At 71.6% G+C, this 26,954-nt stretch carries 24 protein-coding genes; 16 read left to right on the forward strand and 8 right to left on the reverse strand.

Translation table 11 applies throughout. The annotated features are described in order from the left end of the window. Positions 1 to 109 precede the first annotated feature (109 nt). Positions 110 to 1,000, reverse strand: coding sequence for a DMT family transporter (locus MMSR116_RS04895; RefSeq protein ID WP_010685137.1), 891 nt, complete (start codon positions 998 to 1,000; stop codon positions 110 to 112). Positions 1,001 to 1,214: 214 nt separating this feature from the next. Here MMSR116_RS04895 and MMSR116_RS04900 point away from each other — a divergent pair, with 214 nt between their 5' ends. Continuing rightward, positions 1,215 to 2,117 carry a YihY/virulence factor BrkB family protein gene (locus tag MMSR116_RS04900; RefSeq protein WP_010685138.1) on the forward strand — a complete coding sequence of 301 codons (903 nt, stop codon included), beginning with the start codon at positions 1,215 to 1,217 and terminating at the stop codon, positions 2,115 to 2,117. Positions 2,118 to 2,166: 49 nt separating this feature from the next. Here MMSR116_RS04900 and MMSR116_RS04905 read toward each other — a convergent pair whose 3' ends face one another. From MMSR116_RS04905 to MMSR116_RS04915, 3 genes are all read right to left on the reverse strand, one after another. Then, on the reverse strand, positions 2,167 to 3,840 hold the full coding sequence (locus MMSR116_RS04905; RefSeq protein ID WP_010685139.1) for a formate--tetrahydrofolate ligase: 1,674 nt from the start codon (positions 3,838 to 3,840) through the stop codon (positions 2,167 to 2,169). A 297-nt stretch (positions 3,841 to 4,137) separates the two neighbouring features. Beyond that, on the reverse strand, positions 4,138 to 6,006 hold the full coding sequence (locus MMSR116_RS04910; protein ID WP_039893846.1) for a tetratricopeptide repeat protein: 1,869 nt from the start codon (positions 6,004 to 6,006) through the stop codon (positions 4,138 to 4,140). Positions 6,007 to 6,285: 279 nt separating this feature from the next. Continuing rightward, on the reverse strand, positions 6,286 to 7,959 hold the full coding sequence (locus MMSR116_RS04915; protein ID WP_010685141.1) for an electron transfer flavoprotein-ubiquinone oxidoreductase: 1,674 nt from the start codon (positions 7,957 to 7,959) through the stop codon (positions 6,286 to 6,288). A gap of 763 nt (positions 7,960 to 8,722) precedes the next feature. On the opposite strand from MMSR116_RS04915, the gene MMSR116_RS31725 reads away from it, so the two are divergent. Both MMSR116_RS31725 and ypfJ read left to right on the forward strand, forming a co-directional pair. Further along, positions 8,723 to 9,256, forward strand: a complete 534-nt coding sequence (locus MMSR116_RS31725; RefSeq protein ID WP_244625602.1) for a uracil-DNA glycosylase — start codon at positions 8,723 to 8,725, stop codon at positions 9,254 to 9,256. Between the two features lie 155 nt (positions 9,257 to 9,411). After that, positions 9,412 to 10,323, forward strand: a complete 912-nt coding sequence (gene ypfJ / locus MMSR116_RS04925) for a KPN_02809 family neutral zinc metallopeptidase (RefSeq protein ID WP_010685143.1) — start codon at positions 9,412 to 9,414, stop codon at positions 10,321 to 10,323. 122 nt (positions 10,324 to 10,445) lie between these two features. Here the strand turns inward: ypfJ and MMSR116_RS04930 are convergent, their stop codons facing one another. Next, a complete protein-coding gene (locus MMSR116_RS04930) occupies positions 10,446 to 10,706 on the reverse strand; it encodes a hypothetical protein (RefSeq protein WP_039893851.1) in 261 nt (86 codons plus the stop codon). Between the two features lie 232 nt (positions 10,707 to 10,938). On the opposite strand from MMSR116_RS04930, the gene MMSR116_RS04935 reads away from it, so the two are divergent. Both MMSR116_RS04935 and MMSR116_RS04940 read left to right on the forward strand, forming a co-directional pair. After that, positions 10,939 to 12,561, forward strand: coding sequence for an ABC-F family ATP-binding cassette domain-containing protein (locus MMSR116_RS04935; protein WP_010685145.1), 1,623 nt, complete (start codon positions 10,939 to 10,941; stop codon positions 12,559 to 12,561). 109 nt (positions 12,562 to 12,670) lie between these two features. Beyond that, positions 12,671 to 13,153 (forward strand): hypothetical protein, encoded by a 483-nt coding sequence (locus MMSR116_RS04940; RefSeq protein WP_039893852.1) that lies wholly within the window; start codon positions 12,671 to 12,673, stop codon positions 13,151 to 13,153. A gap of 15 nt (positions 13,154 to 13,168) precedes the next feature. On the opposite strand, the gene mnmE is transcribed toward MMSR116_RS04940, so the two are convergent. After that, on the reverse strand, positions 13,169 to 14,494 hold the full coding sequence (gene mnmE / locus MMSR116_RS04945; protein WP_010685147.1) for a tRNA uridine-5-carboxymethylaminomethyl(34) synthesis GTPase MnmE: 1,326 nt from the start codon (positions 14,492 to 14,494) through the stop codon (positions 13,169 to 13,171). A gap of 156 nt (positions 14,495 to 14,650) precedes the next feature. Here mnmE and bla point away from each other — a divergent pair, with 156 nt between their 5' ends. The 5 genes from bla (at position 14,651) to MMSR116_RS04970 (ending at position 18,917) form a co-directional block, all read left to right on the forward strand. Further along, positions 14,651 to 15,532 (forward strand): class A beta-lactamase, encoded by an 882-nt coding sequence (bla, locus tag MMSR116_RS04950; RefSeq protein WP_010685148.1) that lies wholly within the window; start codon positions 14,651 to 14,653, stop codon positions 15,530 to 15,532. Between the two features lie 93 nt (positions 15,533 to 15,625). Continuing rightward, entirely contained in the window at positions 15,626 to 16,114 is a 489-nt protein-coding gene (locus MMSR116_RS04955; RefSeq protein ID WP_010685149.1) for a YbaK/EbsC family protein, read from the forward strand. Positions 16,115 to 16,184: 70 nt separating this feature from the next. Beyond that, positions 16,185 to 16,541, forward strand: a complete 357-nt coding sequence (locus tag MMSR116_RS04960) for a hypothetical protein (protein ID WP_085988040.1) — start codon at positions 16,185 to 16,187, stop codon at positions 16,539 to 16,541. Between the two features lie 104 nt (positions 16,542 to 16,645). Then, the gene (panC, locus tag MMSR116_RS04965; protein ID WP_010685151.1) at positions 16,646 to 17,494 is read left to right on the forward strand and encodes a pantoate--beta-alanine ligase; all 849 of its coding nucleotides are present in this window, start codon (positions 16,646 to 16,648) and stop codon (positions 17,492 to 17,494) included. A gap of 136 nt (positions 17,495 to 17,630) precedes the next feature. Next, positions 17,631 to 18,917 carry an OprO/OprP family phosphate-selective porin gene (locus tag MMSR116_RS04970; protein WP_010685152.1) on the forward strand — a complete coding sequence of 429 codons (1,287 nt, stop codon included), beginning with the start codon at positions 17,631 to 17,633 and terminating at the stop codon, positions 18,915 to 18,917. Positions 18,918 to 19,043: 126 nt separating this feature from the next. On the opposite strand, the gene MMSR116_RS04975 is transcribed toward MMSR116_RS04970, so the two are convergent. Further along, on the reverse strand, positions 19,044 to 20,501 hold the full coding sequence (locus tag MMSR116_RS04975; RefSeq protein ID WP_010685153.1) for an EAL domain-containing protein: 1,458 nt from the start codon (positions 20,499 to 20,501) through the stop codon (positions 19,044 to 19,046). Positions 20,502 to 20,780: 279 nt separating this feature from the next. On the opposite strand from MMSR116_RS04975, the gene MMSR116_RS04980 reads away from it, so the two are divergent. Next, the gene (locus tag MMSR116_RS04980; RefSeq protein ID WP_010685154.1) at positions 20,781 to 21,659 is read left to right on the forward strand and encodes a MipA/OmpV family protein; all 879 of its coding nucleotides are present in this window, start codon (positions 20,781 to 20,783) and stop codon (positions 21,657 to 21,659) included. 61 nt (positions 21,660 to 21,720) lie between these two features. Further along, positions 21,721 to 21,942 (forward strand): heavy-metal-associated domain-containing protein, encoded by a 222-nt coding sequence (locus MMSR116_RS04985; RefSeq protein WP_010685155.1) that lies wholly within the window; start codon positions 21,721 to 21,723, stop codon positions 21,940 to 21,942. A 57-nt stretch (positions 21,943 to 21,999) separates the two neighbouring features. On the opposite strand, the gene MMSR116_RS31280 is transcribed toward MMSR116_RS04985, so the two are convergent. Then, a complete protein-coding gene (locus tag MMSR116_RS31280) occupies positions 22,000 to 22,149 on the reverse strand; it encodes a hypothetical protein (protein WP_010685156.1) in 150 nt (49 codons plus the stop codon). Positions 22,150 to 22,534: 385 nt separating this feature from the next. Between MMSR116_RS31280 and mnmG the strand changes: the two genes are divergently transcribed. The 4 genes from mnmG to MMSR116_RS05005 all read left to right on the forward strand — a co-directional run bounded on the left by mnmG (position 22,535) and on the right by MMSR116_RS05005 (position 26,930). Further along, positions 22,535 to 24,442, forward strand: a complete 1,908-nt coding sequence (gene mnmG / locus MMSR116_RS04990; protein ID WP_010685157.1) for a tRNA uridine-5-carboxymethylaminomethyl(34) synthesis enzyme MnmG — start codon at positions 22,535 to 22,537, stop codon at positions 24,440 to 24,442. After that, positions 24,439 to 25,074, forward strand: a complete 636-nt coding sequence (gene rsmG, locus MMSR116_RS04995; RefSeq protein WP_010685158.1) for a 16S rRNA (guanine(527)-N(7))-methyltransferase RsmG — start codon at positions 24,439 to 24,441, stop codon at positions 25,072 to 25,074. The genes mnmG and rsmG overlap by 4 nt, the downstream gene beginning before the upstream one ends. Continuing rightward, positions 25,071 to 25,928 carry a ParA family protein gene (locus MMSR116_RS05000; protein ID WP_010685159.1) on the forward strand — a complete coding sequence of 286 codons (858 nt, stop codon included), beginning with the start codon at positions 25,071 to 25,073 and terminating at the stop codon, positions 25,926 to 25,928. The genes rsmG and MMSR116_RS05000 overlap by 4 nt, the downstream gene beginning before the upstream one ends. A 108-nt stretch (positions 25,929 to 26,036) precedes the next feature. Next, complete coding sequence (locus MMSR116_RS05005; protein ID WP_039893932.1) at positions 26,037 to 26,930, forward strand: ParB/RepB/Spo0J family partition protein; 894 nt, start codon at positions 26,037 to 26,039, stop codon at positions 26,928 to 26,930. Positions 26,931 to 26,954 lie beyond the last annotated feature (24 nt).

Consider the following 26,954-nt stretch of genomic DNA (forward strand, 5'->3'; position numbering starts at 1 on the left):
GCCTCGCCCGCTGCCGGCCCGGACCGTCGCGGCCCGCGCGCACCAAACCGCGAGGACCGGAAGGGTTTCCGGGCCTTCGGTCGCAAGGCCGGCGCCGCGCCGCCGCGGCTCAGCCCCGGCTGGCGACGGCCACGCCGAGGGCGGCGAGCGCCATGCCGGCGCCCTGCACCGGCGTCAGAACCTCGCCGAACAGCTGGTAGCCGAGGAGGGCCGCCACCGGCGGCACGAGGAAGAACAGCGCGGCGACGCCCGCCACCGCCCCCCGCCGGATCAGCACCAGCAGCAGCAGGATCCCCGCCACCGAGTTGACCAGCACCGCCCAGGCGAGACCGAGCCACAGGGCGGGGGCCGGGTCGTAGGCCGTGCTGCCGAAGGCCAGCGCCAGCGGGATCGCGCAGGCCATGCCGCCGACGAATTGCAGCGTCGCGCCGGCCAGCAGGTCGCCCCGGCCGCCGGTGCGCTTCTGCCAGAGGGTGCCGAACGTCAGGGCGAGCACCGCCAGGAGGCTGATTGCGAGCGCTTCCGGCGGGATCCCGGACGGGTCCGTGGCGCCGAGCTTCGGGGCGAGGACGAGGGCCGTGCCGGCAAAGCCCAGGAGGATGCCGAGCGCCCGCCGCCCGCTGACGCGCTCGCCCAGCAGCGGCCGCGCCAGCAGCGCGGTCAGCAGCGGCTGGAGGCTGCCGACGAGGGCCGCGATGCCGGCCGGCAGCCCGTGGCTCACCGCCCAGAACACCCCCGACAGGTAGACGCCCTGCATCAGGAAGCCCGCGATGACGGGGTCGCGCCAGCCCGCCCGGTCCCCGGGCCAGCGCACCCGGGAGGCCGTGGCGATGCCGGCCAGCACCAGGGCGACGGCGGTGAAGCGGACGGCCGTGAAGGCCAGCGGGTCCGCGTGCGGCACCACCGCCCGGGCGGAGATGAAGCCGGTCGCCCAGATCGGGATGAACAGCGCCGGCAGGGCGCTGGACGCGAGGCTCGGCGGGCGGGCGGGGTCAGGCATGGCGGTATCTAAGGAGCATCGGACCGGCGAGTCGCAACGGCGATCAGGCCCTCCGGCCGGCCGGCCAGGGCGGCAGGCGCCCGGCGTGGCGCCGGCGCGTCACTGGCCGGCGATCAAAACCCGATCGGGACCGGATCGGGCCGGCGGCGTTGACGGGCGGGTCCCGGCGCCGTTCATCGGCGAGCCGCTTCGTCACGAGGATCGTTGACCACCCGTGAATCCCCTCCGCAGTGGACTTCAGGTCGCCGGCCTCGCCGCGCAGCGCTTCGTCTCCCACGACGGCTGGGCGATCGCGAGCCACATCGCGCTCTCGACCCTGACGTCGCTGTTCCCGTTCCTGATCCTGCTGGCGGCGCTCGCCGGCCTGTTCGGCACGCAGTCGCTGGCCGACGAGGCCGGCGTGCTGATCTTCGACGCGTGGCCCCGCGAGATCGCCAAGCCGATCGTCGGCGAGGTGCACCGGGTGCTCACCGAGCAGCGCAGCGGCGTGCTGACGCTGGGCGCGCTGTTTGCCCTGTACTTCTCCTCCTCGGGGGTCGAGAGCCTGCGGGTCGGCCTGAACCGGGCCTACGGCTTGCGCGAGAGCCGGCCCTGGTGGCTGACCCGGCTCGAATCGATCGGCTACGTCATCTGCGGCGCCTTCGCCATGCTGGCCTTCGCGCTGCTGGTGGTGCTGGGGCCGCTGATCTGGCGCAACGTCGTGCTGGTGGCGCCGGGACTGGAGCCCCTGAGCCTCACGGTGGCGATCGGGCGCATCGCCATCACGGCTCTGCTCCTCGCCGTCGTCCTGGTGATCGCCCACAAGTTCGTCGCCGCCGGGCGCCGCTCGATCCTGTCGGTGCTGCCGGGGATCGGGGTGACGCTGGTGCTGTGGTTCTTCGCGGGCCTCGGCTTCGGTTACTACCTCGACCGGTTCTCGAACGCCTACGCGTCGACCTACGGGGGTCTGGCCACCGCGATGGTGTTCCTGGTGTTCCTCTACTGGCTCGCCGCCATGTTCCTGTTCGGCGGCGAGATCAACGGCACGGTGATCGCCGCCCGCCGCAGCCGCCTGCAGGCCAAGATGCTGGCGCGGCGGGCCGAGAGGGAGGGAAAGTGGACGGGCTCGGGCCCCTGACCGCGCAGGACCAGGGATCTCCGCGAGCCCGCCCCGGGGCGGCCGCCCCTCAGAACAGCCCGTCGATCTGGCCGTTGGCGTCCAGCCGGATCGTGTCGGCGGCCGGCACGCGCGGCAGGCCCGGCATGGTCATGATCTCCCCGCAGATCACCACCACGAAGCCCGCGCCGGCCGACAGCCGGACGTCGCGCACGCCGACGATGTGGCCCTCCGGCGCCCCCATCAGGGTCGGGTCGGTGGAGAACGAGTACTGGGTCTTGGCCATGCAGATCGGCAGATTGCCGTAGCCGTCCTTCTCGAAGGTCGCGAGCTTGCCGGCCGCCTTGGTCTCGATCTGGATGTCGGCGGCGCCGTAGAGCTTGGTGGCGATCGCCCGGATCTTGTCGGTCAGGCGCGTCTCCGTCTCGTAGGCGTGGCGGATCGGCGCCGGCTCGGCCTGGCTGAGCTTCACCACCGCGCGGGCGAGTTCCTCGGCGCCGGCCCCGCCCTCGGCCCAGTGGCGGCAGGTGATCGCCTCCACGTCGAGCCGCTCGCGGCACAGCTCCTTCAGCTTGGCGTGCTCGGCGTCGGTGTCGGCATGGAAGTGGTTGACGCCGACCACCACCGGCAGGCCGAAGCCGCGCAGGTTGGTCACGTGCCGGGCGAGATTCGCAAAGCCCTTCTCCAGGGCCTCGATGTTCTCGCCCCCGAGGTTCTTCTTATCGACGCCACCGTGCATCTTGAGGGCGCGGATCGTGGCCACGACCACCACGGCCGACGGGGTCAGGCCCGCCTGCCGGCACTTGATGTCCAGAAACTTCTCCGCACCCAGATCGGCGCCGAAGCCGGCCTCCGTCACCGTGTAGTCGGCGAGCCGCAGGCCGGCCCGCGTGGCGATCACCGAGTTGCAGCCATGGGCGATGTTGGCGAAGGGGCCGCCGTGGATCAGCGCCGGGTTGCCTTCGAGCGTCTGCACGAGGTTCGGCTGCAGGGCGTCCTTGAGCAGCACCGTCATGGCGCCGGTGGCCTTCACGTCCTTGAGGGTGACGAGCTTGCGGTCGCGGGTCTCGGCGATGACGATCCGGCCGAGGCGCTCCTCCAGGTCGGCCAAGTCCTTGGCGAGGCAGAACACCGCCATCACCTCGGAGGCGACCGTGATGTCGAACCCGTCCTCCCGGGGGAAGCCGTTGGCGACGCCGCCGAGCGACTGGTTGATCGCGCGCAGGGCCCGGTCGTTCATGTCGACGACGCGGCGCCAGTGGATCCGGCGCACGTCGATGTTGAGCTCGTTCGCCCAGTAGACGTGATTGTCGATCAGCGCGGCCGCGAGGCTGTGGGCCGACGTGATGGCGTGGAAGTCGCCGGTGAAGTGCAGGTTGATCTGCTCCATCGGCACGACCTGCGCCTTGCCGCCGCCGGCGGCGCCGCCCTTCATGCCGAAGCACGGCCCGAGCGAGGGCTCGCGCAGGCAGATCATGGTCTTCTCGCCGATGCGGTTCAGGGCGTCGCCGAGGCCGACCGTGGTGGTGGTCTTGCCCTCGCCCGCCGGCGTCGGGGAGATCGCCGTCACCAGCACGAGCTTGCCGGGCTTCCGGCTCTCCAGCCCGGCGATGTAGCCGTGGTCGATCTTGGCGATGTGCTTGCCGTAATTGTGGAGCGCGTCATCCGGGATGCCGAGCCGCTCGGCGACCTGCCCGATCGGCTTCAGGGTCGCGGCGCGGGCGATCTCGATATCTGACGGCATGGGCGTTCCTCCCTGAATCGCGGGCTCGTGGCCCGCCGCCGGCTCTTGCCGTGCGGATATCCGGTCGCGCGGGCGACCGCCCGCGAACGGCTGCGCACTGTGCGTCAAACGGTCGGGAAAAGCGCGTCGATTTTTATGAGGGAGCGGACAAAATACTCTTGTCGACCCGGAAAGCGGGCACGCCCAGCCGTCTTTGCGAGCGAAGCGAAGAAATCTAGCAGCGCCACGCCGACCGACGTCGCGCCGCCCTGGGTCGCTTCGCTGCGCTCGCGATGACGGGCGCCGGTGGGCGTCGGATCAGCCCCCCGACTTCTTGGCCTTGTCGGCGGCGCCCGGCGCCTCGTGCGGCTGCGGCGCGCCCTTGGGCAGTTCCGGGTTCTCCGGGTTGTGCGGGGCGGCCACCGGCGCCGGCGCGGTCTCGGCGGTGGCGGTCGGCTTCTCGATGTCGGGCAGGCCGTCCTTCAGCTTCGCGTTGATCTGCGCGAGGTCGTCCGGCTCGGGGTTCAGGTCCTTGGCGTGCTGCCACTGGAACTTGCCCTCCAGGCGCCGGCCGGAGCGCCAGTAGGCGTCGCCCAGGTGATCGTTGATGGTCGGATCGCCCGGCTTCAGCTCGACCGCCTTCTCCAGTTCGCGCACCGCGTCGTCCCAGCGGCCGAGGCGGAAATACGCCCAGCCGAGGCTGTCCACGATCATGCCGTCCCGGGGGCTCGCGTCGGCCGCCTGCTGCAGCAGCTTGAACGCCTCGTCGATGTTGGTGTTCTGGTCGACCCAGGAATAGCCGAGATAGTTCATCACCTGGGCCTTGGCGGCCGGCTGGTTGGCCGGCACCAGGGACAGGGCCTTCTTCAGGTCGGCCTCCGCCTTCGGCCACTGCTTGGCGCGCTCGTAGGCGGTGCCGCGGAAATAGTAGGTCGTCCAGTAATTGGCCTGGGGCCGGTCGCCGATCAGGCCGATGGCGCGGGTGTAGGTGGCCGCCGCCTCCTCGTACTTCTTGCGGGCGCGCTGGACGTTGCCGAGCGCCGTGATGACGTCGATGTCGTCGGGATGCGCCTTCATGGTGGCGTCGAGGTGCTCCAGCGCCTCGTCGCCCTTGCCCATCTGCTCCAGGTTCAGGCCGACCTGGATGTCGGCGTTGAGCTTGAGCGGGGAATTGGCCGGGATCTGCGCGTAGGCCTCGTTGGCGCGCTCCGGCTGCTTCATCCGGTCGAGGGTGTCGGCGAGCGTCAGCCGGGCGAGCGCGTGGTCGGGGGCGAGGTAGAGGGCCAGACGCAGGTAGATGACGGCGGGCAGCTCGTCGCCCTGCGTCGAGCCCGCGGAGCCCAGCCCGTACAGCACCTCGGCGGCGCCTTCCTGCGCGGTGGTGATCAGCCGCCCGAGGGGCTTGCCGTCCTTGAGCTTGTCGAGGGCGTCGCGCACCAGCGGGTGGCGGGGCGAGAGCTGGTCGAAGTCGGAATAGGCCTGGATCGCCAGATCGGTGCGGCCGAGGCTCGCCTCCATCCGGGCATAGGCGTCGACGATGCGCAGCGTGTTGCGGTCGGCCTCGTAGGCGGCCTTCAGGCGCCGCTCGGCCTCGGCGTTGTCGCCGGTCACCGAGGCGATCAGGCCGGCGTGATAGTCGCGGAACGTGTTGTAGTAGCGCTCGCCCCGGAGCTTGTTGACCGTCTCCAGCGCCTTCTTGCCGTCACCGGCGCCCGCGTACGACCAGGCGGTCAGCAGCGTGGCGGTGAGGTCGGTCGCCGCGCCCCGGCCACTCCGCGAAAAATTCTGGCGGGCGGCGGCCCACTGGCCGGCCTTGATCTGGCGCACCCCGAGGGAGAGGTTGGCGAGACCGTTGGTCGGATCGCGGGCGATCAGCTTCTCGGCGGTGCGGAACGCGTCCGGCAGGGCGCCGTCGGCGAGCAGCGAGATGAAGGCGCGCTCGACGAGTTCCGCGTTGCGCGGGTCGGCCTTCACGGCCTCGCGGTAGAAGGTGGCGGCCGCCGCGGTGTCCCGGGACGCGCCCGCGATGTAGGCCGAGAGGAAGTTGCCCTCCAGCGAATCCGCGGGCTCGTAATCGAGCACCGGGGTCGATTCCTTCGGCTGCGCGGCCAGGACGGTCTGCGGCAAGCCGGCGGCGAGCAGCAGGGCGAGCGCCGAAACGCTCCGGCGGGCGCGGAATGTCATCATGAACCGATCGCGGCTCCTGGGCGCCGGCCCGTCACGGGGGTCGGGCGCGAGAATGGCGGGGCGTCCCCGAAAAAACGTTGGGGACACTGAACCCATCCCGCCAGCCCCGCAAGGCGAAAGGATGGCGTCGGGGCCGCGGAGCGCGTCGTCCGCGTTCCCGTCATCGCGAGCGCGGCGACGCGACCCAGGGCGGCGCCACCGCGAAAGGCGTGACGCCGCTGGATCGCTTCGCTGCGCTCGCAAAGACAGATGCTCCGGCTCCTCGGCCGGGGGCGATCCTCACATGTTCGGATAGTTCGGCCCGCCCGGACCCTCCGGCGTCACCCAATCGATGTTCTCGTTCGGATCCTTGATGTCGCAGGTCTTGCAGTGGACGCAGTTCTGCGCGTTGATCTGGTAGCGCACGCCGTCGCTCGCGGACGCGTCCTCCACCCACTCGTAGACGCCCGCCGGGCAGTAGCGGCCGGAAGGGCCGCCGAAGATGTCGTGCTCGGAGCGCTTCTGCAGCTCCAGGTCGCGGACCTTCAGGTGGGGTGGCTGGTCCTCCTCGTGGTTGGTGTTCGACAGGTAGACCGAGGACAGCCGGTCGAAGGTCAGCTTGCCGTCGGGCTTCGGGTAGACGATCGGCGTCACCTCGGAGAGCGGCTTCAGGCAGGCGTGGTCGGGCTTGCCGTGCGCGAGCGTGCCGAACGGCGAGGCGCCCAGGATGGTGGTCGCCCACATGTCGATGCCGCCGAGGCCGACGCCGACCAGCGTGCCGTACTTGGACCAGAGCGGCTTGACGTTGCGCACCGCCTTCAGGTCCTGCCCGATCGGGCTGTCGCGCCAGCCGGCCTCGTAGGCGGTGAGTTCGTCGCCGGCGCGGCCCGCCTTCAGGGCGTCCGCGATGGCGTCGGCCGCCTGCATGCCGGACAGCACCGCGTTGTGCGAGCCCTTGATCCGCGGCACGTTCACGAAGCCGGCCGAGCAGCCGACGAGGCAGCCGCCGGGGAAGACCAGTTTCGGCACCGATTGCCAGCCGCCCTCCATGATGGCCCGCGCCCCGTAGCCGATGCGCTTGGCGCCCTCGAAGGTCTCGGCGATCATCGGGTGGGTCTTGAAGCGCTGGAACTCCTCGAACGGCGACAGGGTCGGGTTCTCGTAGTTCAGGTGCGTGACGAAGCCGACCGAGAGCAGGTGGTCGTCGAAATGGTAGAGCCAGGAGCCGCCGCCGGCCTTGTTGGGCAGCGGCCAGCCCATCGTGTGCTGCACCAGCCCCGGCTCGAACTTGCCCGGGGCGAGCTGCCACAGCTCCTTCACGCCGAGCCCGTACTTGAAGTGGTCGCTGTGCCGGTTGAGCTCGAAGCGCTGGATGAGCCCCTTGGTCAGGTTGCCCCGGGCGCCCTCGCCGAACACCGTGTACTTGCCCCGCAGCTCCATGCCGCGGGTGTAGTCGTCGCGCGGATCGCCGGACTTGCCGATGCCGAGATCGCCCGTGGCGATGCCCGCCACGGCGCCGTTTTCGTCGAACAGCACCTCGGAGGCCGGGAAGCCGGGATAGATCTCGACGCCGAGCGCCTCGGCCTGGACGCCCAGGTACTTGCACACGTTCGAGAGCGACCCGACGAAGTTGCCGTGGTTCGACATGAGCTTGGGGAAGAACACGTTCGGCAGGGTGATGCCGCTGTTCTTGGTGAGCATCATGAACTCGTCGCGCTGCACCTCCGTCTTGAGCGGCCGCTCCGGGTCGGTGCGCCACTCCGGCAGCAGCCGGTCGAGGCCGATCGGGTCGATCACCGCCCCCGACAGGATATGGGCGCCGACCTCCGAGCCCTTCTCGACGACGACGACGGAGATCTCCTCGCCGATCTCGGCGGCGCGCTGCTTCAGGCGGATCGCGGTGGCGAGCCCGGCCGGGCCGGCGCCGACCACGACCACGTCGAAATCCATGCTCTCGCGTTCGGGCAGCGCCATCCTCGCCTCTCCTTTTCTTTGTTCCAGCCCCGATGTCTCGCCGGACCGGCAACGCTGATGCCGTCTCAAGCGATTCCAAGCTGGAAAGGCAAGTTGCCGACGCTCAAGCTCAAGGCAAAGTTCCCTTTGCCGCACCGGAGAGGATACGGGATACGCCCACCCACCCCCTCATCCTGAGGTGACCGCGGAGCGGGCCTCGAAGGAGGGCTCCAGGGATCGCGCGGCTGGCTGGAGCCCTCCTTCGAGGCCTGCGCTGCGCTCCGGCACCTCAGGATGAGGGGACAGGGTGGGACGATCGGTATCTCGGGGCCGGAAGACACCGCGCTGTTCGGTCACGCAAGCCCTTGCCACCCGACGCGATTCCCTGAGTTGTCCACAGGTCCCGGCAATCCCACATGCATAGCCACATGCCGAGCCCGACCGACGCGCAAGCCGACCTGATCGCCTATCTCGACTTCCACGTGGAGGCCGGTGCCGACGCGGCGCTCGACGAGCATCCGCACGACCGCTTCACGGAGACCGATACGCCCGCGCCGACCCTGCGCACCCAGCGCCGGGCCGCGCCCCGGTCCGCCGAGCAGCCCGTCAGCGCCGTCGCCAACACGCTGGTGCCGCCCCCGGTTCGCCGCCGCTCGCGGCTCCCTCCCCTGCGGCGGCGCGCACCTTCGGCCGCGCCGCCAGCGCCCAGCCCGACGAGGCCGCGAGCGATGCCCGCGCCCGGGCGCGTCAGGCCAAGAGCCTCGACGAGCTGGAGCGGATCCTCGTGGATTTCGACGCGTGCCCGCTGCGCTTCACGGCGAAGAACCTCGTCTTCGCCGACGGCAATCCCGAGGCGCGGGTGATGTTTCTCGGCGAGGCGCCCGGCGCCGACGAGGACCGGATCGGCAAACCCTTCATGGGCCGCTCGGGCCAGCTCCTCGACAAGATGATGAAGGCGGTCGGGCTCGACCGGACCAGCGCGTATATCGGCAACATCGTGCCGTGGCGGCCCCCGGGGAACCGCAACCCGACCCCCCAGGAGGTGGCGGTCTGCCGGCCGTTCGTGGAGCGCCAGATCGAGCTGGTCGACCCGGACATCATCGTGTGCCTCGGCGCGCCCGCGACCCAGACGCTGACCGGCACCAAGGACGGCATCCTGCGCACCCGCGGCCGGCTGTTTCCCTACCGGCTGCCCGGCCGCGAGGTGAAGCTGCTGGCGACCCTCCACCCGGCCTTCCTGCTGCGCCAGCCGGTCCAGAAGCGCCTGGCGTGGCGGGACTTCCGCGCCCTGCGCGCGCTGCTGGACGGGAAAGCTTGACCGCAAGCTTGACCCGGATCGCGGAACCGGGTCTCCCCTCCCGCCATTAGAGCTTCGTTCCCGCTGGCGGTCCGCCGCCGTCCGGACACGACGACGCACGGCAAACCGCGTCCTGCCCGAGGCGGCCGGCGCAGCATCGATGGCGGGACCCGACCATGCGCTGGGAAGATCTACGCAGCTCCGACAACGTCGAGGACCGCCGCGGCGAGGGCGGCGGCGGTGGCGGGATGGGCTTTCCCGGCGGCGGCGCCGGCGGGCTCGGCATCGGCACCATCGTGGTGCTGCTGATCATCAGCTATTTCACGGGCATCAACCCGGCGATCCTGATCGGCGGCGCCGAGCGGATCGGCGGCGGCCACAGCCAGCAGGAGCAGCCCGCCGACCCGCAGACCCAGGCGAAGCGCCGCCAGGCACCCACCGACGAGAGCGGCCGGTTCGCGTCGAAGATCCTCGGCAACACTGAGGATGTGTGGAGCCAGATCCTGCCGCAGCAGACCGGCAAGCAGTACACCCCGACGACCCTGGTGCTCTACACCGGCGGCACCCGCTCGGGCTGCGGCTCGGCCCAGGCGGCCATGGGCCCGTTCTACTGCCCGCTCGACAAGAAGGTCTATCTGGACACGGGCTTCTTCAAGGAGATGGCCTCGAAATTCGGCGTGAAGGGCGACTTCGCGTACGCGTACGTCATCGCCCACGAGGTCGGCCACCACGTCCAGGACGTGCTGGGCATCCTCGGCAAGGTCCAGCAGCGGCAGCAGCAGGCCTCCAGCAAGACCGAGGCGAACGCCCTCTCGGTGCGCATCGAGCTGATGGCCGACTGCCTCGCGGGCGTCTGGGCCAAGAACTCCAACGACAAGTACGCCGAGCTCGACCAGGGCGACATCGACGAGGCGCTCAACGCCGCCGCGCAGATCGGCGACGACGCCCTGCAGCAGCGCTCGCGCGGCTACGTGGTGCCGGATTCCTTCACCCACGGCTCCTCGGCCCAGCGCCAGCGCTGGTTCACGGCCGGCTACAAGAGCGGCCAGACCAAGGCCTGCGACACGTTCCGGACAGCGGGGAACTGAGGCGCTCCGAGAGCCTCACCCGGTCCTTGCGAGCGGAGCGAAGCGACCCAGGGCAGCGCGACCTCTCGGATGGTGGTGCCGACTGGATTGCTTCGCTGCGCTCGCAAAGACGGCGTACCGCCTCACCCCCGGCTCAGCCGCAGCGCGTTGGCCTGGACCTTCCGCCGGTAGCTGCGGATCACCTTGCCGTTCGAGGCGCCGGCGGCCAGCATCAGGGCGGCCTCGCTGGCGGCCATGATCTTCTCGGTCACCATCAGCTGCGCCTCGACCTGCGCGGCCGGGCCGCCGAAGGCGAACATCGCCATCCGCTGAGCGATCACGCCCTGGGCCTCCAGGCCGAGCATGGCCATGTCGAGGCTCGTCGTCCACCAACCGCAAAACATCGCGTTCCTCAGAGCGACCGCAACGGCCAAGCCCGGCACCATATAGGCCGGGCCGTCCGTCCGTGCGGCAGGGAAACGACGTAGCCCGCGAAATCGGGCCGAAAAGCCGCAGGACGCATGGATGAGGGCCACGGTTGCGCGCATTGCAGGGCCGCCCATGGGCCGCCCCGTCTTTGCGCCGTCTCGATCCATGCCGTAAGCGCCCCGCAGATCCCCCGACACGGCTCGCCGCATGATACGCCTCGACAAGATCACCAAGCAGAACGGGCGGCAGCTCGTCTTCATCGAGGCCTCGGCCGCCCTGCAGCGGGGCGAGAAGGTCGGGCTGGTCGGCCCGAACGGGGCCGGCAAGACCACCCTGTTCCGGATGATCATCGGCCAGGAGCAGCCCGACGAGGGGCAGGTCGCCGCCGACCGGGGCATCACGATCGGCTATTTCAGCCAGGATGTCGGCGAGATGTCGGGCCGCAGCGTCGTCACCGAGGTGATGGACGGGGCCGGCCCGGTGAGCGCGGTGGCGGCCGAACTCGCCGAGCTCGGCGCCGCCTTGGCCGATCCGGACCGCGCCGACGAGATGGACGCCCTGGTCGAGCGCTACGGCGAGGTCCAGGCCCGGTTCGAGGAGCTCGACGGCTACGCCCTGGAGGGCCGGGCCCGCGAGGTGCTCGACGGCCTGAGCTTCAGCCAGGAGATGATGGACGGCGATGTCGGCGCGCTCTCGGGCGGCTGGAAGATGCGCGTGGCCCTCGCCCGCATCCTGCTGATGCGCCCGGACGTCATGCTCCTCGACGAGCCGTCCAACCACCTCGACATCGAGAGCCTGATCTGGCTCGAATCGTTCCTGAAGGGCTATGACGGCGCCCTGCTGATGACCTCGCACGACCGCGAGTTCATGAACCGCATCGTCACCAAGGTCATCGAGATCGACGGCGGCGCGCTCACCTCCTACTCGGGCGACTACGCCTTCTACGAGGGCCAGCGGAAGCTCAACGAGGCGCAGCAGCAGGCCCAGTTCGAGCGCCAGCAGGCGATGCTGGCGAAGGAGATCGCCTTCATCGAGCGGTTCAAGGCCCGGGCCTCCCACGCCGCGCAGGTGCAGAGCCGGGTGAAGAAGCTCGACAAGATCGAGCGCGTGGAGCCGCCCCGGCGGCGGCAATCGGTGGCCTTCGAGTTCCAGCCGGCGCCGCGCTCGGGCGACGACGTCGTGATGCTGAAAGGCGTCCACAAGCGCTATGGCAGCCGCACCATCTACGAGGGGCTCGACTTCTCGGTCCGGCGCAGGGAGCGCTGGTGCGTGATGGGGATCAACGGCGCCGGCAAGTCGACGCTGCTGAAGCTCGTGACCGGCACCACGGCCCCCGACGACGGCTCGGTCACGGTCGGCGGCAGCGTCAAGCTCGGCTACTTCGCGCAGCACGCCATGGACCTGCTCGACGGCGACCGCACCGTGTTCCAGACCCTGGAGGAGGCCTTCCCGCAGGCCGGGCAGGGATCGCTGCGGGCGCTCGCCGGCTGCTTCGGCTTCTCGGGAGACGACGTCGAGAAGCGCTGCCGGGTGCTCTCGGGCGGCGAGAAGGCCCGGCTGGTCATGGCGTTGATGCTCTACGACCCGCCGAACTTCCTGGTGCTCGACGAGCCGACCAACCACCTCGACATGGGCACCAAGGAGATGCTGATCGAGGCGCTGGCCACTTACGAGGGCACGATGCTGTTCGTGTCCCACGACCGGCATTTCCTGGCGGCCCTGTCGAACCGGGTGCTGGAGGTCACGCCGGAGGGGATCCACCAGTACGGCGGCGGCTACACCGAGTACGTGGCCCGCACCGGCCAGGAGGCGCCGGGCCTGCGGAGCTGAGGGCCGCCCGCGCGGGTGGGACGCGTCCGGAGGCCCTGCGACGGACGCTCCGCTTACCTCCGCGCGCAACCCAGGTTAGGCTGCGCGAAAGCGGCCCTGGTGAGATGCCGTGCGACGCCTGCTGAAATTCCTCCACACGATGGGGTCCGCCGGGTTGCTGGGGGCGATGGCGTCCCTGGTGATCCTGCTGAGCCTCGCGCCGCCGCCGACGGCGCTGGCCGGGTATGCGGCGATGCGCGGCGCGATGGGCGCCGTCGCCACCTGGATCTTCCTGCCGGCGCTCGCGGTGACGCTGATGTCCGGCCTGCTCGCCATGGCGCTCAACCGCGCCTACCTCAACGCCGGCTGGGCCTGGATCAAGCTCGCCACCGGCGTCCTGATGTTCGAGGGCGGGCTGGTCTACGTGCAGGGGCCGATGAAGCGCGAAGCCGAGCAGAGCGCCCAGGCTCTCGCCGGGTCCTTCGATCCCGCCGCGTTGGCAACCGCGCTCCAGGGCGAGCGCGGCACGCTGTGGGTGCTGCTCGCCGTGTCCACGGCGAATGTCGCCCTCGGGATCTGGCGCCCGCGGGTGCTGCGGCTGCCCCAGTCGTAGGCCGGGCCCGGCCGCCTACTTGCCGATACAGAAGCCGGCAAATAATCGATCGAGCACGTCCTCGACACCGACATGGCCGGCGACCTCCCCGAGGGCGCGGACGGCGAGACGCAGATCCTCGGCGGCGAGCTCCGGCAGTCCGCCGGCGCCGGCGAGCATGCGGTCGAGGTGCTCCACGCAGGCTTCGAGCGCCGCGCGGTGACGCGCGCGGGTGATCAGCGCGTCGCCATGGCCGAGACCGTTCTCGGCCTCGGCCTGCACGGCGTCAATCAGGGCCTGGAGACCCAGGCCCGTACGGGCCGAGACGCAGAGCGCACCGCCCGCACCCAATGATGATGAGCCGGCAAAAAGATCGGCTTTGGTGTGCACCGTGAGGGTCGGGGTCACTACCGGTCCGAGGTCGGGCGGTGACCCGTCGGGTGGCACCAGCACCAGGATCAGGTCGGCGGCCTCGATCCGGGCGCGTGTCCGGAGGATACCGGCGGCCTCCACCGGCTCATCGGTCACGCGCAGGCCCGCCGTATCGACGAGGAGGACCGGCAGGCCGGCGAGATCCAGCCGCACCTCGATCGCGTCGCGGGTCGTACCGGGGATCTCCGAGACGATGGCGACGTCCCGTCGGCTCAGGGCGTTCAGCAGGGTCGATTTGCCGGCATTCGGCGCGCCCGCAAGCACCACCGTGAAGCCGTCGCGCAGGCGCTCGCCCCGCCGTCCGTCGCGCAACGCCGTCACGATCGTGTCACGCAGGGCGGCGGCGCGGTCGAACAGGGCGACGTCCAGCCCGGCCTCGTCCACGTCGCCCTCGTCGGAGAAATCGAGGGCCGCCTCGGCGGAGGCCAGGCAGTCGATCGCCTCCGCCCGCCAGGCGGCAACCTGACGGCTGAGGGCGCCGTCGAGCTGGCGCAGGGCTTGACGGCGCTGACCCTCCGTCTCGGCATCGATGAGGTCGGCCACTGCCTCGGCCTCGGCGAGGTCCATCCGGCCGTTCAGCACCGCCCGCCGCGTGAAGGCGCCCGGGCCGGCGGCGCGGCAGCCCGGCAGGCGCGCCAGCGCCGCCAGAACCCCCATGCGGACCGCCGGACCACCGTGGAGGTGCAGCTCGGCCATATCCTCGCCGCTGTAGGTCTCCGGTCCGGGGAACCACGCCACCAGGGCGCGATCGAGTTCGGTCCCGTCCGCCGGGTCGCGAAGGGTCCGGAGCGACAGGCGCCGGGCGGCCGGGACAGCGCCGCTCAAGGCGACGAGGACGTCCCAGGCGGCCGGCCCACTGATCCGGACCACCGCCACGGCGGCGCGACCGAACCCGCTGGCGGGCGCGAACAGGGTTTCAGATGTCGTCATGGTTCGCGGCCACGGGCAAGCTCTGCCATCTCTCCGCCTCAGCGCTGGTTTCACGTGAAACACGCGGGCCGTCCTATACGCCATTCCGGCGGCGCGCCGAGACGGTCCGGACCCGCAGACCAGGCGCGGGCCGATCGAACCAGGAGGGAGCCCACGATGCACCCAACGCGCCGCACGCTCTGCCGCACGCTCCTCGCCGCCCCGCTGATCCTGCCGGCACGCTCAGCCCCCGCGGGGGATGCATCCGATCTCGCCGCCATCGAGCACCGGCTCGGCGGCCGGCTCGGCGTCGCTGCCTATTCGGCCGAGCGGGCGTTGCTCCGCCACCGGGCGGACGAGCGCTTCCCACTCTGCAGCACCTTCAAGGTCCTGGCCGTCGCGGCCATTCTGGCACGCGTCGATGCCGGCTCGGAGAGCCTCGACCGGACCGTCCGGTACGGGGCCCAGGACCTTCTGAGCTACGCGCCGGTGACCCGGAAGGCGCTGGAGGCGGCCGGCGGGACCGGACAGCTCTCCGTCTCGGACCTCTGCGCCGCCGCCCTCGAATGGAGCGACAACACCGCCGTGAACCTGCTCCTCGTCCCCCTGGGTGGACCGGCGGGCCAGACCGCCTGGCTACGCGGGCTCGGCGACCCCGTGACCCGGCTCGACCGCACAGAGCCGACCCTGAACGAGGCCATCCCGGGCGACTCCCGCGACACCACCACGCCGGAGGCCATGCAGGCGACCCTCGGCCGGATCCTGCTCGGCTCCGTCCTGTCCCCGTCCTCGCGTGCTCGGCTGGAGGGTTGGATGGTCGCGAGCCAGACCGGGTTCAAGCGGCTTCGCGCCGGCCTGCCGAAGGACTGGCCCGTCGGCGACAAGACCGGCAGCGGCGACAACGGCTCCTTCAACGACGTGGCGATCCTGCGCCCGCCGGGGCGTGCCCCCGTGATCGCCGCCGTGTACATGACCGGCGCGACGGCGCCCGCGAAGGTCGTCGAATCGGCCTATGCCGAGATCGGACGGCTCATCGCCGCGCGGGCGGCCGGCGCCTGATCCGGGTGACGGCCGACGCCCCCGGCGGACGCGCGCCGCGACGGGGCCGACACCATCGCCGGACCTGACCCACGACCGACCGTTCGACAGGACATGGCCAAGACAGCCCCGAAGAGCACCCGCGCGACCCAGGCCCTCGAGCGGGCCGGGATTCGCTGCAGCCTCCACGCCTACGATTACGACCCGGACGCCCAGCGCATCGGCCTCCAGGCCGCGGAGGCCCTCGGGGTCGCACCCGACCGCGTGCTGAAGACCCTGATGGCGGCCGTGGACGGGCGTCCCGTCTGCCTGCTGGTGGCCTCCGACAGGGAGGTCTCGATGAAGCGGGTGGCCGCCGCCTTCGCCGGCAAGGGCGCGGCGATGCTCAAGCCCGCCGAGGCCGAGCGGCTGACGGGCTATCACGTGGGCGGGATCAGTCCCCTCGGGCAGAAGCGGTCCTTTCCCACCGCGATCGATGCCGGCTCCCTCGGCGACCCAGGCGCGGAGATCCACATCAACGGCGGCGGCCGGGGGCTGCAGATCCGCCTGACGGAGGCCGACCTCGTCGCCGCGCTGCAGGCCCTCGTCGTGCCGCTCACCTGATCCGCTCCGGGTAAGCCCGCGTTTACCCTGTTGCCGCAGGGTCCGGCGCGCGGAGAGTGACGGGTGCGGCATGCGGATGACGGGACGGAGCCTAGGGGTGGGACTCGGACTCGCCCTGCTGCTCGGCGGTTCCGGCGCGGCGGCCGATCTCGATGTCCGCGGTGTCGCCGAGCCCGGCCTCGCCGGAAGCCCGCGCTTCTTCCCACGCAGCGACGGGATGGACCGGCGCCCGGTCTACGCCGTGCGGACACGCCCGGTGCCGGTGGGCTGCACGCCCCGGCGGGCACGGGTGCCGACCAACGCCCCCGACGATCCGAGCTATGTCGGCTCCGAGTACGGCCTGTCGCACCCGAGCTACTACGGTTTCACGCCGCCGCTCGGCGTCGACGATCCGTTCGGGCGCTCCCTCCTGCCCTACTGCCCCTGACGCGACCGGCCGGGACGGGTTGCCCCGCCGGCTTTCCCTTTGCTGTTCCCTCGGGCCGGCCGCATGCTCTAGACGGGCCTCGTCCCCCGTTCGGAGCCTGATCCGTGCCCGATTCGACGCCCCAGCATTTCAGCGATCTCGCCGCCCTCCGTCGCTGCATCGCCGGATGGCGGGCGGCGGGCGAGCGCATCGTGCTGGTGCCGACCATGGGAGCCCTGCATGCGGGGCACCTCGCCCTCGTGGCCGAGGCGCAGCGGATCGGCCGCAGGACCGTGGCGAGCATCTTCGTGAATCCCACTCAGTTCGGCCCGAACGAGGACTTTTCCCGGTACCCGCGCGACCTTCAGGCCGACCTCGCGCTTCTCGGGGAGGCCGGAACCGACGCCGCCTGGACGCCCGAGGTCGGCACCATGTACCCGCCGGGCTTCGCCACGCGGATCGAGGTCGCGGGGCTGTCGGAGGGGCTGTGCGGCCCGTTCCGGCCCGGCCATTTCGCCGGGGTCGCGACGGTGGTGACCAAGCTGCTGAACCAGGTCCGGCCGGACGTCGCCCTGTTCGGCGAGAAGGATTTCCAGCAGCTGCGGGTCATCCAGCAGGCTGTGGCCGACCTCGACCTCGCCGTCGAGATCCGCGGCGTGCCCACCCTGCGGGAGCCGGACGGCCTCGCGATGTCGTCGCGGAACCGCTACTTGTCTCCCGAGGAACGCGCCGTCGCGCCGAAGCTTCACGCGGTGCTGGCCGACATCGCCGCCGCCTCGCGCAACGGCACCCCGGTGGCCGGCCGGATCGCCGCCGGAAAGGCCGCGCTCGAGGTGGCGGGGTTCCGGGTCCAGTACCTCGCGGTCTGCGATGCCCGGTCCCTGGCGACGGTGGAGCGGGTCGACGGCCCCGCCCGCGTCCTGGCGGCCGCCTTCCTGGGCCGGACCCGGCTCATCGACAACCTCGCGGTCTAGGCGACACGCCACCGCGCACGCGTCGCGCGCGGTCGCGGATCCGTGCGGCGTGGCCGCCGGGCCACGCGGCCGCTGTTTTCGCGCATTTCCAACCGGTGATGTTGGCGGTCCCGTGCCGACCTGCTCACTGTGAGGCGTGATCGGCCTGCGCCCCACTCCGGCCCTCCTGGCCGCCTCCCTGACCTTCGCGACGCCGGCCGGCGCGGGCGAGGACGCGTTCGAGGGCATGGCCGGGCCCTACGGCGAGCGCCTGCGCGTCGACGAGAAGGGGCTGGCCCTCACCTTTCCCGAGCCGGACGTGACGCTGCAGATCGGCGGCCGGCTGCAGATCGATGCCGGCGCGGCGGGCTTCAGCCGGCCGGGCCTGCGCGACGCCTTCCCGGACACCGTCACCGTCTACCGCTCCTGGATCGAGCCGACGCTGACCATCGGCCGGGACTGGGTGATCGCCTTCCAGTACGATTTCGCCGATCCGATCCTGCCGATCAACGACGCCTTCGTGGCCTGGAAAGGGCTGCCGGACACGATCCTGACGCTGGGCAACATGAAGGTGCCGTTCAGCCTCGAATGGCTGCAGAGCAACAACGACACCCTGTTCACCGAGCGCTCCCTGGCCAACGCCTTCGTGCCGGACCGCCGCTTCGGCTTCGCGATCGGCCATCACGGGCAGGCCTGGACCGGGGTGGCCGGCGTATTCGGCAACGCCGCCAGCAACGGCATCTCGGGCGACGGCGTCGCGGCAGCGGCGCGCGCCACTTGGGCGCCGATCCTGGAGGAGCGCGAGACCTTGCATCTCGGGCTCGCGGGGATCCACCGGCGGCGCTCCCGAAGCGACGGCGATTTTAGCTTCTCGACGCCGGCGGAAGCCTCCCTGTTCGCCCGCCCCTTCGTCGATACCGGCGACCTGCCCGACGTGGCCCGGGCCTCGCGGATCGGGACCGAGATCGCCTATCGCAGCGGGCCGATCCTCCTGCAGGCCGAATATATCCGCGCCGAGATCGAGCGGTTCCCGGGACCCGGCGGGGCGCCGCCCGTCCTCGGCTTCCAGGGGGGCTACGTCGAGGCGGGCTGGGTGCTCAACGGCGAGGGCCGCGGCTACGCGCTGACGCCCCAGGGCGGCACCACCTACGCGACCTTCAAGGGCGTGAGCGTGCCGGAGGGACAGCGGGTGACGCGGGGCGGGATCGGCGTATTCGAGCTGGCCGCCCGCTTCAGCGCCATCGAACTCAACGCCCGGGGCTTCCGCGGCGGGACGGAGCGGGACGTGACGCTCGGCCTGAGCTGGTACCCCGAGCCGAACCTCCGCCTGATCGCCAACTACATCCACGGGCGCGTGCGGCCGGGCGAGTCCCAGTCCGACGCCTTCGGCACGGCGCCGTTCTCGGTCGACACTGTCATCACGCGGCTGCAGATCTACTGGTAGCCGCCGCGATCCCCGTTTCGGCGCACGAGCGCGCAAGTCCCCCCGCTCCGCGTTGCATGTCGGGCGAGAGAGGGCGACCGGTCGGTCCGCCAGCCCCCCCGCGCGGAGGCCGAGCGGGGCGGGCCTCTAGACCGCGCGGCGCAGCACCGACCGGAACGGGCGCCGCTCCGGCTCCGGAGCGGTCGGGGGCGTCGGAGCATCGGCGGGTGCGGCGGCCAGGACCTCGGCGCGCACGGGCCGCGGGGCCGCGAAGGCCCCGCCCTGCGCGAACGGCACGTCGAGATCGATGAGGTCCGGCACGTCCGCCTCGTCGGCGACGCCCGTGGCGACCAGGCGGATCCCCGCCCGCGCCAGGGTCGGCGCCGTGTCCTCCACGGCGATGTCCGGCAGGCCGCGCTGGCCGGCCCCGGGCCGCAGCAGCATCGCGGCCGGCATCCTCACTTGGCCGATGCCGAGCGCCGCGAGTTCCGCCGGGTTGAAGGTCGGATCGTCCGGCCGGTCGAGGCTGAAGCCGATCCGGCCCTTCAGGGGCGCCAGCAGGCCCCGCTGCCCGGCGTCGAGGCCGCGCCAGCTCGCCTGCGGCAGGGCCAGCACCAGACCCGCCAGGGCGGGATCCTCCGCCGCCATGCGGGCCAGCTCGCGCATCAAACCGGGCTCGAACAGCGACAGGGGCGAGAGGCCGTAGGTCAGCGTGGTGTCGCTGCCCCGCCGTGCGAGGTGGCGCACCACGATGGCGGCCCGCTGCAGCATGCGGCGGTCCAGCTCGGTGGTGCGGCCGTAGCGCTCCAGCACCGGCAGAAAGGCCTCGGGCTCGGCCGGGACCGGCGCGTCGCCGACCCGCAGCCGCGCCAGCGCCTCGTAGGCAACGACCTTGCGCTGCGGCAGGGTGACGACCGGCTGCAGGTGGATCTCCAGCCCCTCCCCCTCGAAGGCCCGGATGATCTCGGCCTCGCCCGCGGCATCCCGGGCGGGCCGGGGGGGAATCGGCCGCGGCGGGATCGGTCGTGTCGGTGCCGCCGGTTCCCGGGTCGCCGCGGCCGGCGGGGCGTCGGGTCGGGTGGGCAGCGGTTCCTGCGGTGCGGGGACGGTCTCGCGACGGTGCGCGGGCGCGGCCGGTCCCGTGATCGCGTCCGCGGCCGGCACCGAGACAACCGGGACAACCGGGACAGGCGGCGGCTCCGGCCTGGCCTTGAGACCCGCGATCTCGGCATCCTGGGTGCTCACCACCGCGGTGAGGTCGCGGACGATGCCGCTCAGCAGCCCGAACTCGACGGTGAGCTCCTCGATCTGGGCCCGCAAGGCCGGCTCCGCGCCGTCCGGCCGCGGCTGAACCGCCGCGGCGGCGGCGGCCGTCTCGACCTTGAGCAGGCGCCGGGACAGCAGATCGACCTCGCCGGACAGCTTCTCGCAGCGGGCCTTCAGGGTGGCGATGCGGGTGAGGGCGAGGCCGGCGACGCCGGCGGCCGCGGTGCCGAGCGTCAGCGCACTCCAGAGCGGCAGGAACACGGCGAGGGGCCCGAACACGACGAGCCCGAGAAGGCCGACCGTCAACAGCCCCGCGTACCGGCCGAGGACCGGGACCATCGTCTGAACACCCGACAGGATCACGCACCGGTCGCCGGGGGACATCCCGGGCGAAGCCCCGCCGGGCGAGGACCCTCCGGCGAATCATTGGCCCCGCGGGAACGGCGCGGCAAGTCTGCAAGTCGGCTCCGATGACGCGGCGCGTGTGAATTCCGGGCGGTGTGACGCGAGCGCCCGCTGGAACGTTGCGGATTCATCACGGCCGGCCCGATTGCGCGGCGTCGCGCTGCGGCTTGTGCGCCGCGCGCATGCGCGCGGGATGAAAAAGAGCCATAAAGCGTGGCCATGACGTCAGTGCCTCCGCGCAGCCCACGATTCCGCACCATTCTCGGTGTCGGGATCCTCCTCGCCGTCTCCGGCGCGACCGCGTCGCGCGCGGCGGATCTCGGCGCGGATCTTCCGCGCGCGACGCCGACCTTTGCCATGGTCGATCCCAATACCTGGATCGTCACGGTGAGCGGCTCGATCCAGGCCGTGCCGCGCTATCCCGGGGCCAGCGACTACACGGCCGTCGGCTATCCCTCCATCGACATCCGCCGGGTGGGCGAGCCACGCCGCTTCTCGACGCCGGATGACGGCTTCAGCCTGTCGCTCTACGACGACCAGACCTTCCGGATCGGCCCCACGGCGCGGTTCGTGCCCGGTCGCTACTACGGCGACGACCGCCGTCACCTGTTCGGGCTCCGCGACGCACGCTTCGCCGTGGAGCCGGGCCTGTTCGTGGAGTTCTACCCGGTCTCCTTCATCCGCACGCGGGCGGAGATCCGGCAGGGCGTGTATGGCCATCACGGCACGGTCGGCTCACTGGCGGCCGACTACCTCATCCCCACGGAGAAGTTCCTGTTCTCGGTGGGTCCGCGCTTCAACATCGGCGATGCCAGCTTCGCGCGGAAGTATTTCGGCGTGTCGCCGGCCGAGGCGGCCTTGAACGGCCGCGTCACCCCGTACAATCCGGACAGCTACTACGCGGCGGGCGTCCTCGGCGCCGTGACCTACACGCAGAGCGAGACCTGGGCCTACACGGCCTACGCCGGCTACAACCGCATCCTGGGGGCCTCCGGCGACAGCCCTCTGGTGCGCCGCCCGTTCGGCAACCCCAACCAGTACCAGTTCGGCCTGCGCATCGACTACGCCTTCCGCATGCCGGCCCTGTTCTGACCCGCTTGCGCGGGCCGGACCGGACCCCGACATGCCGGCGACACGATTCCAGGAGGTCGCCATGGACGAGACGCGCGCCGAGCTGCTGATGCGGGTGGACGGCATGACCTGCGACGGCTGCGCCGCCGCGGTGACCCGCACGGTGCGCCGCATCGATCCCGAAGCCGACGTCGCGGTGGACCGGAGCGCGGGGCGCGTGGCCATCCGCACCGACGCGCAGGCCCTGATCATCGCCGAAGCCCTCACGAAGGCAGGCTACGCGGCCACGGCCATGACCGGCTGAGTCGCCGGGACCGGCCGACGCAGGCCAGGCACAGGCCTCGCCAGGGGTGGACCCGGCTTACGAGCGGGTGAGGAACATCCCGGCGAGCAGCAGGGCGAAACCCGCGAGCCCGAACAGGCCTTCCTTCCGCTTGGTGCGATCGAGGAAATGGGCGGCGGCGCCGGCCGCGCAACAGACGGCACCCAGGCCGATCGTGAGCGACGACATCTCGGTCTCTCCTCATCCCGCGTCCCCGGCCGCGCGGGAAGAACAGTCCATCCTGTGGGCCTGCCGGACGCCGTTGTCCGTTCGGGAGTCGGGCACGACGCGAGCCTTGCATGAGCCGTGCCAACTGGCAAGTTTTGACATCAAGTCCTGATCACGTTGCCAGCAGTACAACCGGCAGGTGAGACTTCATTCGCCTACATTATCGATCTGAATACTGGATTCGAAATCGACGTCGATCTCGTGCGACGCGGCATGGTCTGGCGCGCGGGCGCGTTGACCGCCGCGCCCGCACCCGCTTAGACCAGCCCCGCCATGTCGGGCCAGCCGGCCCCCTCCCCCGCGCGAGCCTGCGGCGGGATCCCTGCGAGAGGCTGCTCGTTCCACGATGGACACACCAACACGCGACCGATTCGACGTCGCGGTCGTCGGCGGCGGTCACGCCGGCGTCGAGGCCGCCGCCGCGGCGGCGCGCTGCGGCGCCCGCACCGCCCTCGTGACGCATGATCCGGCGACGATCGGCGCCATGTCGTGCAACCCCGCCATCGGTGGTCTCGGCAAGGGACACCTCGTGCGCGAGGTCGACGCCCTCGACGGCCTGATGGGCCGGGTTGCGGACGCCGCCGGCATCCAGTTCCGCCTGCTCAACCGCCGCAAGGGACCGGCCGTCCGCGGCCCGCGCACGCAGGCCGATCGGAAGCTCTACGCGGCCGCCATGCAGGCGGCTATCGCCGATACCGCGGGCCTGACGGTGATCGCGGGCGCCTGCGAGGATCTCGCCTTCGATGCCGCGGGCCACCTATGCGGACTTGTCCTGGCCGACGGGCGCACCCTCCTCTGCGGCGCCGTGGTGCTGACGACCGGCACCTTCCTGCGCGGCCTGATCCATATCGGCGAGACGCAGATTCCAGCCGGCCGTGTCGGCGAGGCCCCGGCGATCGGGCTGGCGCGGACCCTCGACCGCCTGGGCCTGCGCCTCGGGCGGCTGAAGACCGGCACGCCCCCGCGCCTCGACGGCCGGACGATCGACTGGGCCGAGCTGGAGATGCAGGAGGCCGATGCCGATCCGGTGCCGTTCTCGACCCTCACCGAGCGGATCACCACGCCGCAGATCCGGTGCGGCATCACCCGGACCACCCAGGCGGTCCACGACCTGATCCGCGCCAACCTGCACCGCTCGCCGATGTATTCCGGCGGCATCGCCAGCCGGGGCCCGCGCTACTGCCCCTCCATCGAGGACAAGGTCGTGCGCTTCGGCGACCGGGAGGGGCACCAGATCTTCCTCGAACCCGAGGGCCTCGACGACCCGACGGTCTACCCGAACGGCATCTCCACGGCGCTCCCCGAGGCCGTGCAGCACGACCTCGTGCGGGCGATCCCGGGGCTGGAGCGCACCGCGATCCTCCGACCCGGCTACGCGATCGAGTACGACTACGTCGATCCGCGCGAGCTCGATGCGGGCCTTCAGGTGAAACGCTTGCCGGGCCTGTTCCTGGCCGGCCAGATCAACGGCACGACGGGTTACGAGGAGGCGGCCGGCCAGGGGCTCGTGGCCGGGCTCAACGCGGCCCGTCACGCGGGTGGGCTCGGCATCGCCGCCTTCGACCGGGCCGAGTCCTACCTCGGCGTCATGATCGACGACCTCGTGACCCACGGGGTCAGCGAGCCCTACCGGATGTTCACCTCACGCTCGGAGTACCGGCTGTCCCTGCGGGTCGACAATGCCGATGCCCGCCTGACGCCCCGCGGCGTCGCCCTGGGCTGCGTCGGCTCCCACCGCGCCGGGCACTTCACCGCCTCCCAGTTGGCCCTCGCGGAGGCCCGGTCCCGGCTGGACGCGGTGAGCCTGACGCCGAGCCAGGCGGCCGCCCACGGGATCGGCCTCAACCGGGACGGGATCCGGCGCACGGGCTTCCAGCTCCTGGCTTATCCGGAGATCGCCTGGGCGGACCTGGCGGCGGTCTGGCCCGACCTCGCGGCAGTCCCGTCCCGCATCGCCGACCGGCTCAAGACCGACGCGACCTACGCGGTCTATCTCGACCGCCAGAACGCCGACATCGCCGCTTTCCGGCGCGACGAGGCGGTGCGGCTGCCGGCCGGTCTCGACTACGCGGCGATCAGCGGCCTGTCCAACGAGATGCGCGCGAAGCTGGAGACCGTGCGGCCCGGCACCCTGGGGCAGGCGGCGCGGATCGAGGGCGTCACGCCAGCGGCGCTGACGCTCCTGGCCGCCCACGCCCGGCGGGGTGAGCGATCGGGCGCGGACCGTGCGGGCGCTGGCCGCCTGTCGGCATGACCGACCCGGACCGCGCCCGCGTCCTCGCCGGCTCTCGTGTTTCACGTGAAACAGCCGAGCGGCTCGACCTCTACGTGGCCCAGCTCAGGCGCTGGCAGCCGATCAAGAACCTCGTCGGTCCGGCCACGCTCACGGAGGTCTGGAGCCGCCACATCGACGACGCGCTCCAGCTCCTCGATCTCGCGCCGGAGGCCCGCAGCTGGCTCGACCTCGGCTCAGGCGCCGGGATCCCGGGCCTGATTCTGGCCATCGCCGGGGCGGAGCGGGGCATCCGGGTGGACCTCGTGGAGAGCAACGCGCGCAAATGCGCCTTCCTCACCGAGACGGCCCGCCTCACGGAGGCGCCGGTCCGGGTGCGCAATGCCCGGATCGAGGCGGTGATCGACGCGTATGTCGGGACCGAGATCGTCTGCGCCCGGGCGCTGGCGCCGATGACCCAGCTCCTCGCCTGGACGGCACCTCTGTTGAAAACGGGCACCACCGGTCTGTTTCCGAAGGGCCGGGACGTACAAGCCGAATTGACCCAGGCCGCCACGCAGTGGACAGTCGTTAACGACCTCGTGCCGAGCCGGACCGATTCCGAAGCCCGGATCGTGCGCGTCACTGCCCTCGCCGCCCCGAGCCACCGATGAGCGAAGCGATCCTCGGCGATCCCGCCGACCGGTCCATGGATTCATCCATGCGACGCCCCCTGCGCGTGCTGGCGCTCGCCAACCAGAAGGGCGGTGTCGGCAAGACCACCACGGCGATCAACCTCGGAACCGCCCTGGCGGCGATCGGCGAGGACGTGCTGGTGATCGACCTCGACCCGCAGGGCAACGCGTCCACGGGGCTGGGCATCGACCGCGCCAGCCGCCGGGTCTCGACCTACGAGGTGATGGCCGGCGAGGCCTCCCTGGCGCAGGCGGTGGTCCCCACGGCGGTGCCGCGGCTCTCGATCGCGCCCTCGACCATGGATCTCCTGGGGCTGGAGCTGGAACTGGCCACCCTGCCCGACCGGGCGCACCGGCTGCGTGGCGTGCTGAAGAGCCTGACCCAGGCGCCGAGCCTCAGCCGGATCAGCTACGTGCTGATCGACTGCCCGCCCTCGCTCAACCTCCTGACCATCAACGCGCTGGCCGCCGCCGACGCGGTGCTGGTGCCGCTGCAATGCGAGTTCTTCGCCCTGGAGGGCCTGAGCCAGCTGCTGCGGACGGTCGAGCAGGTCCGCGGCGCCCTCAACCCGAAGCTGACGATCCAGGGCATCGTGCTGACGATGTTCGACCCGCGCAACAACCTCTCGGCCCAGGTGGTCGCGGACGTGCGCGGCTTCATGGGCGACAAGGTCTACGAGACCGTGATCCCGCGCAACGTCCGGATCTCCGAGGCGCCCTCGCACGGCAAGCCGGCCCTGTTGTACGACCTGAAATGCGCCGGCAGCCAAGCCTATCTGCGCCTCGCCTCGGAGGTGATCCAGCGCGAGGGCCGGGTGCCGGCGGCGGCCTGACGGCATCGACGTCGAACGGGGACCGGCCGGCCTCGCGGGGCGGCGCGTCCCGGTGAGCCCCCTCATGGCCTGAGGGGTCGAGTGTGGAGCGTGACACGGGTGGCGATCATGGCGGAGGAGGGGGCAAGACCCCGACTGGGGCGCGGACTCGCGGCGCTGATCGGCGATTTCGGCGATACCGGGCAGGCGCCCGCGAAGGCGGAGGGGCAGCGCAAGGTGCCGGTGGAGTTCCTGCGCCCCAACCCGCGCAACCCGCGCCGCAGCTTCGGCGAGACCGAACTCGCCGAGCTCGCGGCCTCGATCACCCAGCGCGGCATCATCCAGCCGATCGTCGTGCGGGCGATCAGCGACGTGCCCGGGACCTTCGAGATCGTCGCCGGCGAGCGCCGCTGGCGGGCGGCCCAGCGGGCCGAGCTCGACGAGGTGCCGGTGGTGGTGGTCGAGATCGACGACCGGGGCTCGCTGGAATTCGCCATCCTGGAGAATGTCCAGCGCAGTGACCTCAACCCGATCGAGGAGGCCTCGGGCTACGAGCGCCTGATGCAGGACTTCTCCTACACGCAGAAGGAACTGGCCGAGATCCTGGGCAAGAGCCGCAGCCACCTCGCCAACACCTTGCGCCTGCTCAACCTGCCGGCCTCCGTGCAGGAGCGCGTCTCGGCGGGCGAGCTCACCGCCGGCCATGCCCGCGCGCTGCTCGCCGTGCGCGATCCGGAGGCGCTGGCCCGCCGCGTCGTCGCGGAGGGCCTGTCGGTCCGGGACGTGGAGGCGATCGCGGCCGCCGAGGCCCAGCCGACCGAGACCCCCCGGGCCGGCCGCCCTCGCCTCTCCGCCGAGCGGGCTGCCCCGGTCCGCGACCTGGAGCTGCGGATCCACCGGGCGCTCGGCGTCCCGGTCTCCTACCGGCCGAAGGACGCGGATTCGGGCGAGATCCGCATCCGCTACGAGACTCAGGACGAGCTGCAGGGGCTGCTCAACCGCTTCCGGGTGTCGGACGGCTGAGAAGGCTCGGTCGGCGCCGCCCTC

The organism is Methylobacterium mesophilicum SR1.6/6, from assembly GCF_000364445.2.
GTDB lineage: Bacteria > Pseudomonadota > Alphaproteobacteria > Rhizobiales > Beijerinckiaceae > Methylobacterium > Methylobacterium mesophilicum_A.